The sequence below is a fragment of the Streptomyces sp. NPDC102279 genome (genome assembly GCF_044766365.1).
Lineage (GTDB): Bacteria > Actinomycetota > Actinomycetes > Streptomycetales > Streptomycetaceae > Streptomyces.
Genome location: NZ_JBIWLU010000014.1, coordinates 264,453 through 281,144, shown reverse-complemented (window position 1 = coordinate 281,144; position 16,692 = coordinate 264,453). Strand labels below are relative to the sequence as shown.

The 16,692-nt window shown below is 67.2% G+C and carries 5 protein-coding genes; all 5 read left to right on the top strand.

The genetic code is table 11. The annotated features are described in order from the left end of the window. Positions 1-402: MFS transporter (locus ACIRQH_RS33095; protein WP_404228419.1), on the top strand; the 402-nt coding region annotated here is incomplete at its 5' end. A gap of 53 nt (positions 403-455) precedes the next feature. Continuing rightward, positions 456-1,781 (top strand): PLP-dependent aminotransferase family protein, encoded by a 1,326-nt coding sequence (locus tag ACIRQH_RS33090; protein WP_404228416.1) that lies wholly within the window; start codon positions 456-458, stop codon positions 1,779-1,781. A gap of 29 nt (positions 1,782-1,810) precedes the next feature. Next, entirely contained in the window at positions 1,811-3,052 is a 1,242-nt protein-coding gene (locus tag ACIRQH_RS33085) for a cytochrome P450 (protein WP_388878505.1), read from the top strand. 63 nt (positions 3,053-3,115) lie between these two features. Further along, the gene (locus ACIRQH_RS33080; RefSeq protein WP_404228413.1) at positions 3,116-4,204 is read left to right on the top strand and encodes a hypothetical protein; all 1,089 of its coding nucleotides are present in this window, start codon (positions 3,116-3,118) and stop codon (positions 4,202-4,204) included. 290 nt (positions 4,205-4,494) lie between these two features. Beyond that, the gene (locus tag ACIRQH_RS33075; RefSeq protein WP_404228410.1) at positions 4,495-16,650 is read left to right on the top strand and encodes an amino acid adenylation domain-containing protein; all 12,156 of its coding nucleotides are present in this window, start codon (positions 4,495-4,497) and stop codon (positions 16,648-16,650) included. Positions 16,651-16,692: the final 42 nt, after the last annotated feature.

Sequence of the window (16,692 nt, the reverse complement as noted above, 5' to 3'; positions counted from 1 at the left end):
CTCACCCACAACCCCTGGATCGCCGGCGCCATGATGGCCACCATCGGCTTCTCCATGAGCGTCCAGATCGTCATCGTCGGCGCCCTACGACAACGCCTCGCCCCCGCCGAAATCCGCGGCCGCGTCCTGTCCGCAAGCCGCCTCATCTCCCTCATGGGCGCCCCCTTCGGCGGCATCCTCGGCGGCTACCTCGCCGGCGCCATCAGCCTGCGCACCCCCTTCATCCTCGGCGGCCTCCTCATGGTCCTCGTCGCCCTCCTCAGCCTCCCCGCACTCAGCAACCGCTCCATCCAAGAAGCAACACACGAAGCCACCCCCACAGGAATGACAGACGAAACCACCACGACAGAAGCCGCGGACGAAACCGCCACCACGACAACACCCCAAGGCGCCTCGAAGTAATCGCGGAATCGCCGTCCCTCTTAGGCAAGCGAGGTTGTATGAACGACAGTGGAGTGGAACTCCTGCCCGCCGACCTGAGCACGGATCGACTTCATGCAGCCCTCCGGGATCCGGCGCTCGCATCCATGAACTTCTTGAACGAGGTGGCCGGCCGCTTCCCGGAGGCCATTTCGCTCGCCGCCGGCCGGCCCAGTGAAGATTTCTTCGACGTCGACGATCTTCCTCGATATCTGCGGATCTTCTGCGACTACCTGACGGCCGAGACGGGTGCGGACGCAGAACTCGTACGCCGAACTCTCTTTCAGTACGGTCGGACCAAGGGCATCATCCACGAGTTGCTCGCCCGGAATCTCGGCTGTGACGAGGGCATCGACGTCGACCCGGAGTCGATCGTCGTCACGGTCGGCTGCCAGGAGGCGATGTTCCTGGTGCTCCGCGCGCTTCGCGTGGACGAGCGGGACGTCGTGCTGACGGTTTCGCCGGGCTACGTCGGACTGGCGGGTGCCGCGAGGCTCGTGGACATGCCCCTCTGGCCGGTGCGGGAGAACGAGGACGGCGTTGACCTCGACCACTTGGTCGAGCAGATCGAGGCGGCTCGCGCCGCGGGCAAGCGGCCACGGGCCTTCTATCTTGTCCCGGACTTCGCCAATCCCTCCGGCGCGAGCCTCGGCCTGGAGGCCAGGCAGAGATTGCTCGCCATCGCGGCGGAGCACGATCTGCTGATTCTCGAAGACAATCCGTACGGTTTGTTCCAGGCCGGAGACGGTCAGCGCTTGCCCACGCTCAAGGCCCTCGACACTTCGCGGCGGGTCATCTACCTCGGCTCGCTCGCCAAGACCTGCTTTCCCGGTGCCAGGGTCGGCTTTGTGGTCGCGGATCAGCGCGTGGCTGGTGCGGATGGAGGCTCCACGCTGTTCGCGGACGAGCTGTCCAAGATCAAAAGCATGCTCACCGTCAACACCTCACCCCTGGCCCAGGCCATTGCGGGAGGCAAGCTGCTGGAGCATGACTGCAGTCTGGTCAAGGCGAATGCCAGAGAAATACAGCTCTACAGCAGAAATCTGCGGCTGCTGCTGGAGGGGATGGGCCGACGGTTCCCCCGGGGCGGAAATCACCAGGTCTCATGGAATACGCCCGGCGGTGGATTTTTCGTGGTAGTCACCGTTCCGTTCGTTGCCGACGACACCGCACTGGAATACGGGGCCAGTAAGTACGGCGTCCTGTGGACACCCATGAGCCATTTCTACGACGGCCGTGGCGGCGAGAATCAGCTACGCCTGTCGTTGAGCGTGGTGTCGCCGGACGAGATCGAAGCGGGACTGGATCGACTGGCGATGCTGATTGCCGATCTATCCGGCAAGGAAATATCCAAGCAGTAGTCACCTATTCCGAAGGCCAGGAGATTTCCATGCCGAACAAAGGCATAATCGCCGACGATCTCAACAGGGTGGACCTCACGGACCCGACCACCTTCCTGCACACCGACATGGATGACTTCTGGCGGCGCGTTCGGGCCGAGCAGCCCGTATATCGGCACCCGGCCACGGACCGAGGGTCCGCGTTCTGGGTGGTATCCCGTCACGCGGACGTCATGGCCGTTCTGCAGGACGACGAGCGATTCAGCTCGCAGCCCGGGAACATGATGTCTTCGCTGCACAAGCCCGGAGGGGATCCGGCGGCCGGCAAGATCCTGGCGCTTACCGACGCGCCGCGCCACAACGCCATGCGGACGATCCTGCTGAAGGCGTTCAGTCCCCGGATCCGCAAAGGGGTGACGGACAAACTGCAGCAGCGGGTCGACGACATCCTCGGCCACGCCGTCGGTACCGGGACCTTCGACTTCGCCAAGGAAGTCGCGGAAGTGGTCCCCATGGGGACGATCTGCGATCTGCTGGGCTTTCCGTCGACGGATCACAAGTACGTGCTCGACCTGAGTCGGGATGCGGTCAGCGCGGACGACGAGGGGCAGACCGAAGAGGACGTCTGGCTCTCCCGCAACGAACTCCTCATCTACTCCCAGGAGATCATCGAGACCCGCCGCGAGGACCCGCAGGACGACTTGATCAGCGCCATGGCCACCTGCCGGATCAACGGTGAGCCGATGAGCGATGACGAAGTGGTCGTCAACTGCTACGGGTTCATCCTCGCGGGAGACCACACCAGTCGCCTGGCCATGGTCGGCGCCCTGCTCGCTTTCGCCCAGCACCCCGATCAGTGGCTGGCGTTGAAGGAGGGCCGCGTTTCGACAGCCGGCGCGGTCGAGGAGATCGTGCGCTGGACGACGCCGGCGATGCACATCGGTCGTACCGCGACGGCCGACGTCACCATCGGCGGCCGGACGATCCGCGAAGGTGACCACGTCATCCTCTGGATCACTTCCGCGAACCGCGACGAAAGCGTCTTCTCGGACCCACACAGTTTTGACCTGGCAAGGACTCCCAACAAGCACCTGGGATTCGGTTTCGGGCCTCACTTCTGCTTCGGGTCGTACCTCGGGCGAGCCGAAATCACTGCCGTGCTGAAGACCCTCATCAGCCAGGTGGACCGGATCGAGCTCGCGGGTGATCCCAAGGCGCTCTACTCGACGTTCCTTCGCGGATACAGCAGCCTACCGGTCTCCCTCGTTCCCAGCCGGACCACTGCCGCGTAGTGGGCTTCCTTTCCAGGCATGCCGGATCACCCATATTCAGTTCGACTCGAAGGAGTTCGCGAAGTGATTGAGGTTGAAATACAGGCTCATTATGCGGATGTCCCACCCCTCCACCTGTTGAAGGCGGAGCAGCTCCCCGCGTCAAGAGGCGCCATCACGGGCATGATGAACCAGCGCACTGCGGACGCCTTGCGGACCGTCATCGACATAACGCCACAGGACTCCGACCGGCGCGCACTGGCCGCGGCCGATGCGGCCCTGGCCTGCCTGGCCTCGCCGGCCGCTGCCACCACGTACACCGACGCGGAGCGAAAGGCCCTGCCGGAGGACCTCTACGAGGAACACGACCTGTTCTTCGGCGCGATCAGGGTCACCGGGAACCCGGTCGAGACGTTCGCCTACACGATGCTCGAAGCCCTCCGCAGCCAGCTCAACGATGCCCTGTCGGCCGGGATAAGCCTCAGCAGCGGTGAACGAGCCGACTTGCGTGAGGCTTTCTGGACCAGTTTCCACATGTTGTGGCGTATCGGAGTGGCCGGCACGCCGTTCGAGATCGCAGCTCGCGTTCACCCGCAGGGCACGGACAGGGGAACCGGCGACGCGAAGGGCGATCCCCTGATCCGCTGGCGTCTCGGTCATCAAGTGTTCTTCGCGCTCATCCAGGCGCTGATCGTATCGGTCGGCTGCCTCGAGGAATTCCTCAAGGACGATCCGGATGACGTCGATGGCGCCTGCCGACTGCTGGAGGACGCCACAGCACTGATGATCGGGTCCGGCGCATCGCTCCGGTACGCCGGCGACTTCACGCGCACGCATTACGCGGACTCCGTACGTCCTGCGATGATGCCGCCGCATATCAATGCCAAATTCAGCGGTCTCCAGTTGCGCGATCACCGGATACTGCTCAAGTTGCTTCACCGGGTCAAGCCGTTGGTCGCGTCGCCCGCTCCAGCCGTCGACAAGTCCTACAGGCTGCTGCTCGAAGCGATGTCGACGGCCTACGACGCACACATCTCGGTCTGTTCGAGGTTCGGCGGCGATCGCGAATCGAGTCTCCGCACGCCCGGCTCCACGGTTCCTGCGGTGGGGGTTCTCCAGCGATTCCGCGACCGGCGACTGGGCGCCGCCACGCCGGATCGACCGGCGGAGTAAGTCGGGTGACCCACGACGGGGTCTTCGAAGTCGAGCGGGGCGTCACCCTGGCCGGGTCCGCTGTTCACGGCCTTTACGGGCAGGGGGAGTTGACGCCCCGACTTTTCCGCATGCTTTCCATTTAAGGCCCAGAGGCATCCAGTGGATGCGTCGATGTCGGTAACACCTTGCCGCGCGCCTTCGCGGCATTGCAGTGTCCCATTCCGTGCTGATCTGTGCTGCCGGGGTCTCCGCACTGCCGAGTAGCTGCGAATTCGTGCGATCTCAACACCGAGAGAGAGTAATTGGCAATGCATGCTGCAGACGCTGTTGATTCTGTTGAGGGTGCGTCGTTCGAGTCGCACGCGGCCCTGGTCGGCGAATCGGTGCCGGCGGCTTTCGCGGCTCAGGCGCTGCGGTCCCCCGGCGCGGTGGCGGTGCGGTGTGCCGGACGGGAGTTGTCGTACCGGGAGTTGGACGAGCGGGCGAACCAGCTGGCGCACCGGCTGGTGGGGCTGGGGGTGGGTCCGGAGGCGCCGGTTGCGGTGCTGATGGAGCGTTCGGTGGACCTGGTGGTGGCGCTGCTCGCGGTGATGAAGGCGGGGGCGTTCTACCTGCCGTTGCACAGTGGGTATCCGCTGGAGCGGATGCAGTGGATCGTCGACGAGACAGCCGCACCCGTACTGCTCACCGACCGGGCCATGCGTGCCCGCGGCGTGCCTGCCGCTCCCGTGGTGGTCGTGGTGGACGAGGACGTGCACCTGGCCGGGCTGCCGGTCGGTGACCCGGGCGTGGAGAGCCGGCCCGAGCAACTCGCCTACGTGATGTACACATCCGGCTCGACCGGGCGTCCCAAGGGCGTGGCGGTCACCCACCGCGACATCCTCGACCTGGTCGTGGACAGCATGTTCGAGCCGGGCGCGCACGAGCGGGTCCTGATGGTCATTCCGTATGCGTTCGATCCCTCGATCTATGGCTTGTGGGTGCCGCTGCTGAGCGGTGCGCGGACGGTCATCACCCCTGAAGGTGATCTGAGTGTGGCGACGCTGGCCCGGCTGATCACTGAGGAAGCGATCACCGCCCTGGACGTCTCCGCAGGTTTGTTCCAGGTGATGGCGGAGGAGGATCCGGGCTGCTTCGCGGGTGCGCGTGAGGTGATCACAGGAGGTGACGTGGTCTCCCCGACCGCGGTGCGGCGGGTGCTGGAGCACTGCCCGGATATCGTCGTGCGCAGCGCGTACGGCCCCACCGAGACCACGTTGTACGCGACGCAGCATCCGTGGAGGAGCGGTGGCGAGTTGCCGGCGCCGCTTCCGATCGGGCGCCCGCTGGACGACATGCGCGCCTACGTTCTCGATGAGACCCTGTCGCTGGTCCCGGCAGGAGTGGCCGGGGAACTGTATCTGGCGGGTGCGGGGTTGGCCCGCGGCTATTTCGGGCGTCCGGACCTGACGGCGGAGCGGTTCGTGGTCGACCCCTTCGGCCCGGCGGGCAGCCGTATGTACCGGACCGGTGACCTGGCCCGCTGCTCCGGCGAAGGCGTGCTGGAGTTCGTCGGCCGGGCCGACGACCAGGTGAAGATCCGCGGCTTTCGCATCGAACTCGGCGAGATCGAGACGGTATTGGGCCGTGTTCCGGGAGTTTCGCAGGTCGCGGTCATAGCTCGTGAGGACCAGCCGGGCGACAAGCGCCTCGTGGGCTACGTGGTCGCCGAGCCGGGCCGCCGCGACGGGGTGGACGTCGAGACCCTGCGCGCACAGGTGGCGGGTCAGCTGCCGGAGTACATGGTCCCCACCGCGTTCATGGTGCTCGACCGGCTCCCGCTGACCACCAACGGCAAACTGGACCGGAGGGCTCTGCCCGCCCCCGACCTGCCGACGTCGGCCGGAGCCGGGCGCGGTCCGCGGAACCCGCGGGAGGAGATCCTGTGCGGGCTGTTCGCCGAGGTCCTGGGCCTGCCCACGGTCGGCATCGACGACGACTTCTTCGCACTCGGCGGACACTCGCTCCTCGCCACCCGCCTGGCCAGCCGCATACGGTCGGTCCTGGGGGCCGAACTGGTGGTGCGGAACGTGTTCGAGGCCCCCACGGTCGCCACCCTCGCCGACCGGGTCGCGAAGGCGGGGTTGGCCAGGCCCGCGTTGACCGCGATGGCACGTCCGGAGCGGATCCCCCTGTCACCGGCACAGAACCGGCTGTGGTTCCTCGACAAGCTCGAAGAGGCCAGCGCCACCTACAACCTTCCCCTCGTCGTGCGTCTTTCGGGGCAACTGGACCGGGCCGCGCTGCGGGCCGCACTCGAGGACGTGGTGGACCGGCATGAGAGCCTGCGTACCGTCTTTCCCGAGGATGCTCAGGGCGTGCCGTTCCAGCAGATCGTGCCGGCGGTTCGGGCGATGCAGGATTTCGAGCTGGTGGAGGCCGACGAGACTGCCCTGCCCGAGGAGATCTCGGCTCTTGCTGGGGAGCGTTTCGATCTGGCGGTGGACCCGCCGGTCCGGTTCCGACTGTTCGCCCTGTCGGAGACGGAACATGTCCTGTTCCTGCTGACGCATCACATCGCGTCCGACGGATGGTCGCTGGCTCCGATGACCCGCGATATCGGCCTCGCCTATGCGGCACGGTGCGCAGGGGCGGTGCCGTCGTGGCCGGTGTTGCCGGTGCAGTACGCGGACTACACGTTGTGGCAGCGTGACCTCCTCGGTTCGGATGAGGACCCCGACTCCCTGGTGAGTGAACAGCTCGCCTTCTGGACACAGGCGTTGGAGGGAATCCCGGACCAGCTCGAGCTGCCCTTCGACCGCTCCCGGCCGAAGGTGGCCAGCTATCGCGGCGACACGGTCCTCTTCGAGCTGGACGCCGAAGTGCACCGACGCCTGATCGGTCTGAGCCGTACCCATCAGGCCAGTCTGTTCATGGTGGTGCAGGCTGCCTTCGCCGCACTGCTCTCCCGGCTGGGTGCGGGGAACGACATTCCGGTGGGTACTCCCGTTGCCAACCGGACTGACGAGGCGATGGGCGACCTGGTCGGTTTCTTCGTGAACACCTTGGTGATCCGGACCGACACCACCGGCGATCCCTCCTTCCAGCAATTGCTGGCTCGGGTACGAGAGGTGTCCCTGGAGGCTTTCGCTCACCAGGATGTCCCCTTCGAGCTCTTGGTGAACGAGCTCAACCCGGTGCGCTCCACGGCTCAGAACCCTCTCTTCCAGGTACTGCTGGCCATGCAGAACAACACGTCCGTCTCCTTGAACCTTCCGGACCTGACCGCGGACGTGAGTCTGGGTGACACTGACGTCGCCAAGTTCGATCTGACCCTTGAACTCTTCGAGGAGCACGTGGGGGATGGCGTCCCCGACGGGATCAGTGGACGGCTGGGGTATGCGCTCGATCTGTTCACCGCGGACACCGCTCAACGGATCGCGGCTTGTTTCACGAGGCTGCTCGCCGCGGTCGCGGTGGACCCGGACCTCTCTCTGAGCCGCATCGACCTCCTCTCCCCCGAGGAGCATCGACAGCTCGTCGTCGAGTGCAACGACACGGCGGTGCCCTACGCCGACAACACCACCCTGCACCAGATGGTCCAGGAGCAGGCGGCCCGGACGCCGGACGCGCCGGCGGTGCTCTGCGGTGCGGAAGAGCTGACCTATGGCGAGCTCAACGCACGGGCGAACCAGCTCGCCCACCACCTGATCGCCCGGGGGGTGCGCCCGGAGCAGCTGGTTCCTATCTGTGTGGAACGGGGCTTCGACGCGGTCGTCGCCGTCCTGGGCGTACTGAAGGCAGGCGCCGTCTACGTGCCGCTCAACCACAAATTCCCGGTGCATCAGCTGGAGTTCATGGTGAAGGACGTCGATGCTCCGCTGGTCGTCACCCATGCCCGCCTCCAGGATCGACTGGGGGACACGTCCACCGAGCGACTGCTGATGGACCAGGACTGGCACGAGATCGCCACCCGGCCGGACACGGACCCTGGTGTGCCGGTCGGCCCCGAGGGCCTGGCCCACGTGATCTTCACCTCCGGCTCCACCGGCACGCCCAAGGGCGTCATGATCGAACACCGTTCGCTCTGCCGGATCGTCGACAGCGACCTGTTCGCCGGCCTGGGGCCCGGCGACGTCGTGGCGCAGCCCTCCAGCTTCTCCTGGGACGCCTTCACCTTCGAATGCTGGCCCGCGCTGACGTCCGGAGCTGCCATGGCAGTGATGGACAAGGAGGTTCTCCTCGACGCTGCCACTCTCAAGGCCTCTCTACGTCGCCACAAGGTGACCATGATGTGGCTGACGGCCCCGCTCCTGCGCCAGCACCTGCAGGACTGCCCCGACCTCCTCGCCGGAGTCACGTCCGTCTTCTACGGCGGCGAAGCGATCGACCGGCCGGCGGTGGACGCGCTGGTGGACGGGCCATGGGCACCCGAGCGGCTCATCCATGGGTACGGGCCCAGCGAGACGACGGTCTTCACCACGTCCTACAGGGTGGACCGGAACACCCCCCGGAACGGGCAGATCCCCATCGGCCGGCCGGTGGCGAACACGGAGGTGTTCGTCATGGACGAACACGGTGTTCTGGTGCCCCCGGGCGTTCCCGGCGAACTGTGGGTCGGCGGCCCCGGCCTGGCCCGGGGCTACTGGAATCGCCCGGAGCTCACCGAGGAGCGGTTCATCAAGCACCCGTTCTCGGACGATCCTGAGGCACGGGTGTACCGCAGTGGTGACGTGGTGCGGTGGCGGGCGGACGGCCAGTTGGAGTTCGTGGGCCGGGTCGACGACCAGGTGAAGATCCGCGGGCTGCGGGTCGAGCTGGGCGGGATCGAGTCGGTGCTGGGCCGTTTCCCGGGCCTGGCGGAGGTCGCGGTCGTGGTGCGGGAGGAGCGGCCGGGTGACAAACGTCTGGTGGCCTATGTGGTCGCCGAGGCCGGGAGCGAGGGGGTGGACGCCGACGCCCTGCGTGCTCATGTGGGCGGGCTGCTGCCGGAGTTCATGGTTCCCTCGGCGTTCGTGGCGCTGGACCGGTTGCCGTTGACCACGAACGGCAAGTTGGATCGGCGGGCTCTGCCCGCGCCGGTGTACGAGGTGGTGGGCGGGCGGGGTCCGCGGACTGCGCGGGAGGAGATCCTGTGCGGGCTGTTCGCCGAGGTCCTGGGTCTGCCCACGGTCGGCGTCGACGACGACTTCTTCGCACTCGGGGGCCACTCGCTCCTCGCCACCCGCCTCGCCGGCCGCATACGGTCGGTCCTGGGGGCCGAACTGGTGGTGCGGAACGTGTTCGAGGCCCCCACGGTCGCCACCCTCGCCGACCGGGTCGCGGAAGCAGGGGTGGCCAGGCCCGCTTTGACCGCGATGGCACGTCCGGAGCGGATCCCCCTGTCCCCGGCACAGAACCGGCTGTGGTTCCTCGACAAGCTCGAAGAGACGAGTACCACCTACAACGTTCCCGTGGCGTTCCGGATCGTCGGGGAGCTGAACGCTGATGTGCTGGAGCAGGCTCTGGGCGATGTGGTCGCACGGCACGAAAGCCTGCGGACGGTGTTCCAGGAGGTGGACGGGAGCCCGGTCCAGGTGGTCCTGGACAAGGAGGCCGCCGGCGTGAAGCTGCGTCGGGTCAGGTGTGGTGCGGACGAGTTGGACGCGGTGCTGCGGGAGGCCGGTCAGTACGTGTTTGACCTGTCGGCCGAGATTCCTCTGCGGGCAACGTTGTTCGGCGTCGATCCCGATGAGCAGGTATTGCTGCTGCTCATGCACCACATCGCAAGTGACGGTGCCTCGATGGGGCCCCTGGGTCGTGATCTGGAGATCGCGTTCCGGGCCCGGCTCGAGGGGCTCGAGCCGTCGTGGCCGGCGTTGCCGGTGCAGTACGCGGACTACACGTTGTGGCAGCGTGACCTCCTCGGTTCGGATGAGGACCCCGACTCCCTGGTGAGTGCGCAGCTGGCCTTCTGGACACAGGCGTTGGAGGGAATCCCGGACCAGCTCGAGCTGCCCTTCGACCGCTCCCGGCCGAAGGTGGCCAGCTATCGCGGCGACTCGGTCTTCTTCGAGCTGGACGCAGAAGTGCACCGCGGCATGGCTGATCTGGCACGTTCGACGGGCGCCACCACGTTCATGGTGGCGCAGGCGGCACTGGCGGTGGCGCTGACGAAGATGGGTGCGGGGACGGACATCCCGGTCGGAACCCCGGTGGCGGGACGCGCGGACGAAGCGCTGGACGACCTCGTCGGCTTCTTCATCAACACCCTGGTCCTCCGGACGGACACATCGGGGAATCCGACGTTTCTGGAATTGCTGGAGCAGGTCCGGGAGACCGACCTGGCCGCGTACTCCCACCAGGACGTGCCGTTCGAGCGGCTGGTCGAGGCGGTCAACCCCCAGCGCTCGCTGGCCCGCCACCCGCTGTTCCAGGTCCTGCTCAATGTTCAGACCGGCGACGGCAACGCCCTTGATCTGCCCGGTCTGACGGTCCAGGAGATCGTGCGGGAACAGCAGACAGCGAAGTTCGATCTGTCGCTGAACTTCCTCATGAAGGACACCGATCAAGGCCTTCCCGGCCCTGTGCGGGCGTATGTCACGTACGCCGCGGAGCTGTTCGACCGGGAGACCGTAGAGCGTCTGTTCACCCGCCTCGTACGCGTTCTGGAATCCGTAGTCGCCGATCCGGCGCAGACGATCAGTCAGATCGACGTGATCGAGACGCACGAGCGCGTGCGGTTGTTGGAGTTGTCGGCCGGCGCGGAGTCCCGTGAGGAGGTCACGGCGGGTTCGGTGCCGGCGGCTTTCGCGGCCCAGGCGCTGCGGTCCCCCGGCGCGGTGGCGGTGCGGTGCGCCGGACGGGAGCTGACCTACCGGGAGTTGGACGAGCAGTCGAATCAACTGGCCCACCGGCTGGTGGGCCTGGGGGTGGGCCCGGAGGCGCCGGTCGCGGTGCTGATGGAGCGCTCGGTCGATCTGGTGGTCGCGCTGCTGGCGGTGTTGAAGGCGGGGGCGTTCTACCTGCCGTTGCACAGTGGGTATCCGCTGGAGCGGATGCAGTGGATCGTCGACGAGACAGCCGCACCGGTACTGCTCACCGACCGGGCCATGCGTGCCCGCGGCCTGCCCAGTGGCGCTGCCCTGGTGGTCGTTGACGCGGGCGAGGAACTGGCCGGGTTCCCGGTCGGTGACCCGGGCGTGGAGAGCCGGCCCGAGCAACTCGCCTACGTGATGTACACATCCGGCTCGACCGGGCGTCCCAAGGGCGTAGCCGTCACCCACCGCGACATCCTCGACCTCGTCGCGGACAACATGTTCGGGGCAGGCGCCCACGAACGGGTCCTGCTGCTCGCCTCATACGCCTTCGACCCCTCGACCTACGCCTTCTGGGTACCGCTGCTGCACGGCGGACGCACCGTCATCACCCCCGACGGCGACCTCGGAGTCGCCGACCTGGCACGGCTGATCACCGAGGAGGAGATCACCGGCCTGGACATCACCGCAGGCCTGTTCCGACTGATGGCCGAAGAAGACCCCGGCTGCTTCGCCAACGTCCGCGAAGTGATCACCGGCGGCGACCTCATCTCCCCCACCGCGGTACGCCGGGTACTGGAACACTGCCCGGACACCATCGTGCGCTGCGCCTACGGCCCCACCGAGACCACCCTGTTCGCCACCCAGGCCCCCTGGACCGCGAACGATGCCGTGCCCGCACCGATACCCGTCGGACGCCCACTGGACGGCATGCACGCCTACATCCTCGACGAGACGCTGGCGCTGGCGCCGGCAGGAGTGACCGGGGAACTGTACCTGGCCGGTGCGGGGTTGGCCCGGGGGTACTTCGGGCGCCCTGATCTGACGGCGGAGCGGTTCGTGGCCGACCCCTTCGGCCCGGCCGGCAGCCGCATGTACCGCACCGGAGACCTGGCCCGCTGGTCCGGCGAAGGCCTCCTTCAGTTCGTCGGCCGGGCCGACGACCAGGTCAAGATCCGCGGCTACCGCATCGAACTCGGTGAGATCGAAGCCGTGTTGAGCCGCTTCCCCGGGCTGGCGCAAGTCGCGGTCATAGCTCGCGAGGACCAGCCGGGCGACAAACGTCTGGTGGGCTACGTGGTCGCCGATCCGAGCCGCAGCGACGAGGTGGACGTCGAGACCCTGCGTGCGCACGCGGCCGGTCTGCTGCCGGAGTACATGGTCCCCTCCGCGTTCGTGGTGCTCGACCGCCTCCCGCTGACCACCAACGGCAAGGTCGACCACCGCGCCCTGCCCGCCCCCGACCTGCCCACCGCCGGAACCGGGCGCGGCCCGCGGAACCCCCGCGAAGAGATCCTCTGCGGACTGTTCGCCGAGGTCTTGGGCGTGCCCGCGGTGGGCATCGACGACAGCTTCTTCGCACTGGGCGGACACTCCCTCCTCGCCTCCCGCCTGGTCAGCCGCATACGAACCACCCTGAACGTCGAACTCCCGGTACCCGCCCTCTTCGAAACCCCCACCATCGCCACGCTCACCGCCCAGATCGCGGAGGCGGGTTCGGCCAGGTCCGCGTTGACGGCGACGGAGCGTCCGACGCGGATCCCTCTGTCACCGGCGCAGAACCGGCTGTGGTTCCTGAACAAGCTGGAGGGCGCGAATGCCACGTACAACGTCCCGGTGGCGTTCCGGATCAGCGGGGACCTGGACGCGGATGCTCTCGAACAGGCATTGAACGATGTGGTGGTGCGGCACGAGAGCCTGCGGACGGTCTTCCAGGAGATCGACGGAAGCTCGGCCCAAGTAGTGCTGGGAACGGATGCCGTCGATGTGAAGCTGCGCCACGTCACCTGCCCTGCGGGCGAGTTGCACACAGCGCTGCGCGACGCGGGACAGTACGCCTTCGACCTGGCCGCCGAGCTCCCGCTCCGGACGACGCTGTTCACCGTTGGCCCCGGCGAGCACGTCCTGCTGCTGCTCGTGCATCACATCGCGAGCGACGGTGCCTCGATGGGGCCACTCGGACGTGACGTGGAGACCGCGTTCCGATCCCGGCTCCAGGGCCAGGCGCCGGCGTGGTCCGCGCTCCCGGTGCAGTACGCCGACTACACCTTGTGGCTGCACGAACTTCTCGGCGTGGAGGAAGACCCCGAGTCCCTGGTGAGCAGGCAACTGGCCTTCTGGACAGATGCCTTGGACGGAATTCCCGACCAGCTTGAACTCCCTTTCGACCGCCCCCGGCCGAAGGTGACCGACTACCGCGGCGACACCGTCCCGATCAGGATCGACGCCGAGCTGCACCGTGCGCTGCACAGCCTCGCCCAGGACACGAACACCACGCTGTTCATGGTGCTCCAGGCCGCGCTCGCCACCCTGCTGAGCCGGCTCGGCGCGGGCTCGGACATCCCACTCGGAACCCCGGTCGCGGGACGCACCGACGAAGCACTCGACGACCTCGTCGGCTTCTTCGTCAACACCCTCGTCCTGCGCAACGACACCTCAGGAAACCCGACGTTCCGCGAACTGCTCGCCCGGACCCGAGAAACCGACCTGGCCGCCTACTCCCACCAGGACGTACCGTTCGAACGACTGGTGGAGGCGATCAACCCTCAGCGGTCACTGGCCCGCCACCCGCTGTTCCAGGTCATCTTCGGCGTCGACGCCACCGGCGGCAACGCGCTGAGCCTGCCCGGCCTGACAGTCACTCAGGAGTCGGTCCCGTTCGAGGTCAGCAGGTTCGACCTGGGCTTCAACTTCACCGAGCAGTACGGGATCGACGGCCGTCCGGCCGGAATCGGCGGCCTGCTGCACTACAGCACGGACCTGTTCGACCAGGAGGGCGTCGAAGCACTCGTGACCCGGATGGTGCGAGTGATGGAAGCGGCGGTCGCGGATCCGGACGGGTCGCTCGGCCGGATCGAGATCCTTTCCGCGCGGGAGCAGCGGCAGATCCTGGGGAAGTGGAACGACACCGGGGCCGAGCCGACCGACGCGACTCTTCCCACGCTCTTCCAGTCGCAGGTCGCCCTGACACCGGGGCATCCGGCAGTCCTCGCCTCGGACACCGATCTGAGCTACGTCGAGCTGAACGAGCGGGCCAACCGCCTGGCCCACCACCTGATCGCGCACGGGGTCGGCCCCGAACAGTTCGTCGCGCTCGCTCTGCCGCGTACCGCGCAGACCATGGTGGCGCTGCTCGCCGTACTCAAGGCGGGAGCTGCGTACATGCCCGTCGACCCCACGTACCCGGCGGACCGGATCGCCTACATGCTGCAGAGTGCCGATCCAGCACTCGTCCTCACCGTCGAGGAGACCGAGCGGATGCTCCCGGACGGCTCCCGGACTCCGCGCCTGGTCCTGGACTCTCCCGAGGTCGTCACCGCCTTGGAAAGGCGGCCTGCCACCGATCCGGCCGACCGTGACCGGGTCAGCCCCCTGCAACCGCTGCACCCGGCGTACATCATCTACACCTCGGGCTCCACCGGCCGCCCCAAGGGCGTCGTCGTCACCCACACCAACGTGGCCAACCTGGTCGCCTGGGCCCGTGACGAGTTCGGCGAACAGCGCCTGGCGCACGTCCTGTTCAGCACCTCGCTCAACTTCGACGTCTCCGTGTTCGAGATGTTCGGCCCGTTGCTGACCGGCGGTCGCATCGAGGTGCTTCGTGATCCGCTGGCCCTCGGCGACCGTAACGCCGACAACCGTTCGTCGGTCCTGGTGAGTGGAGTTCCGTCCGCGCTTTCCCGGATCGTGTCCCAGGGCGGCGTGCGCGCCACGGCGGAGACCGTGGTGTTCTGCGGCGAGGCCCTGACCGCCCAGGCTGCCGCCGAGGTCAAGGACGAACTCCGAGCCGGCCGCGTCTACAACGTCTACGGCCCGACCGAGGCAACGGTGTACGCCACCGTCTGGTCCACGGACGCCCCCATCACGGAGGCTCCGTCGATCGGCCGCCCGCTGCGCAACACGCAGACCTACATCCTGGACGGCAATCTGCAGCCGGTTCCGGCGGGGGTCGCCGGGGAGCTGTACATCGCGGGTGCGGGGTTGGCCCGGGGATACTTCGGGCGTCCTGATCTGACGGCGGAGCGGTTCGTGGCCGATCCCTTCGGCCCGGCCGGCAGCCGCATGTACCGCACCGGAGACCTGGCCCGCTGGTCCGGCGAAGGCCTCCTTCAGTTCGTCGGCCGGGTCGACGACCAGGTCAAGATCCGCGGCTTCCGCATCGAACTCGGCGAGATCGAAACGGTATTGAGCCGCTTCCCCGGGCTGGCGCAGGTCTCGGTCATAGCCCGCGAGGACCAGCCGGGCGACAAACGCCTCGTGGCCTACGTCGTCGCCCAGGCCGGCAACGACGCCCTCGACACCGAGGCCCTACGCGCGCACGCGGCCGGCCTGCTGCCGGAATACATGGTCCCCACCGCGTTCATGGTGCTCGACCAGCTTCCGCTGACCACCAACGGCAAGCTGAACCGGCGGGCGCTGCCGGCGCCCGTGTTCGAAGCGGACGCGGCCGGGCGCGGTCCGCGGAACCCACGGGAGGAAATCCTGTGCGGACTGTTCGCGGAGATCCTGGGCGTGCCCACGGTCGGAATCGACGACAACTTCTTCGAGTTGGGCGGCCACTCCCTGCTGGCGGTTCAGCTGATCAGCCGCATCCGGGACGTCCTTGGCGACGGGCTCGCCATTCGAGCTCTCTTCGCAGCGCCCACCGTTGCCACGCTTACCGAAGAGCTCGGCCGATCTTCGTCAGGGGAGGCGTTCGACGTACTCCTGCCCATCAAGGACCACGGAGGCAGTTCGGCAGTCTTCTGCGTCCACCCGGTGAGCGGTATCGGCTGGTGCTATGCGCCATTGGCAGGAATCGCCTCCCCGGAACACTCCGTCTATGCCCTCCAGGCGCGAGGTCTGGACGGCGAGGACGCGCTCCCGGATTCGCTCCAGGAGATGGCAGCCGACTACGTCCGGCAGATCCGTACTGTCCAGGAATCGGGTCCGTACCACCTGATGGGCTGGTCCTTCGGCGGTGTCGTCGCCCATGAGATGTCCGTCCAGCTACGGGCACAGGGCGAGCAGGTGGAGACCCTCGCACTGCTCGATTCCTACCCTGCGCACGAGACCGCGACGCCGCTCCCGATCACGGAGGAGGAAGTAGCGGCGGGCCTTGCCGAATTCTTTGGAGTGCGGGCCGAGGAGGGCGAGGAGCCACTCACGATGACAGGAATCGTGGCGGCACTGCGCCGGAACCGCAGCCTGTTCACCGAACTCGCCGAGCAGCATCTCGCAGACATCGCCGCGATATACAGGAACAATCACCGGATCATGACGGAGCACGTTCCCGGAGAATTCGATGGGGATGTCCACTTCTACGAGGCGGACCATGGAAGGCCCGCTGACGCGCCTGCCGCGACCGTGTGGAACCCGCACATATCAGGCCGACTCGACGTCACGCGCATCGCCTGCAGTCATGCGGAAATGGCTCGCCCGGACTCGCTGGCCGAAATATGGCAGGGCATCGCAGTGGACGCTCGGTAGATATTCAAGGCGGATGCGGATCCGCCTGCGGTTTGCCGACAC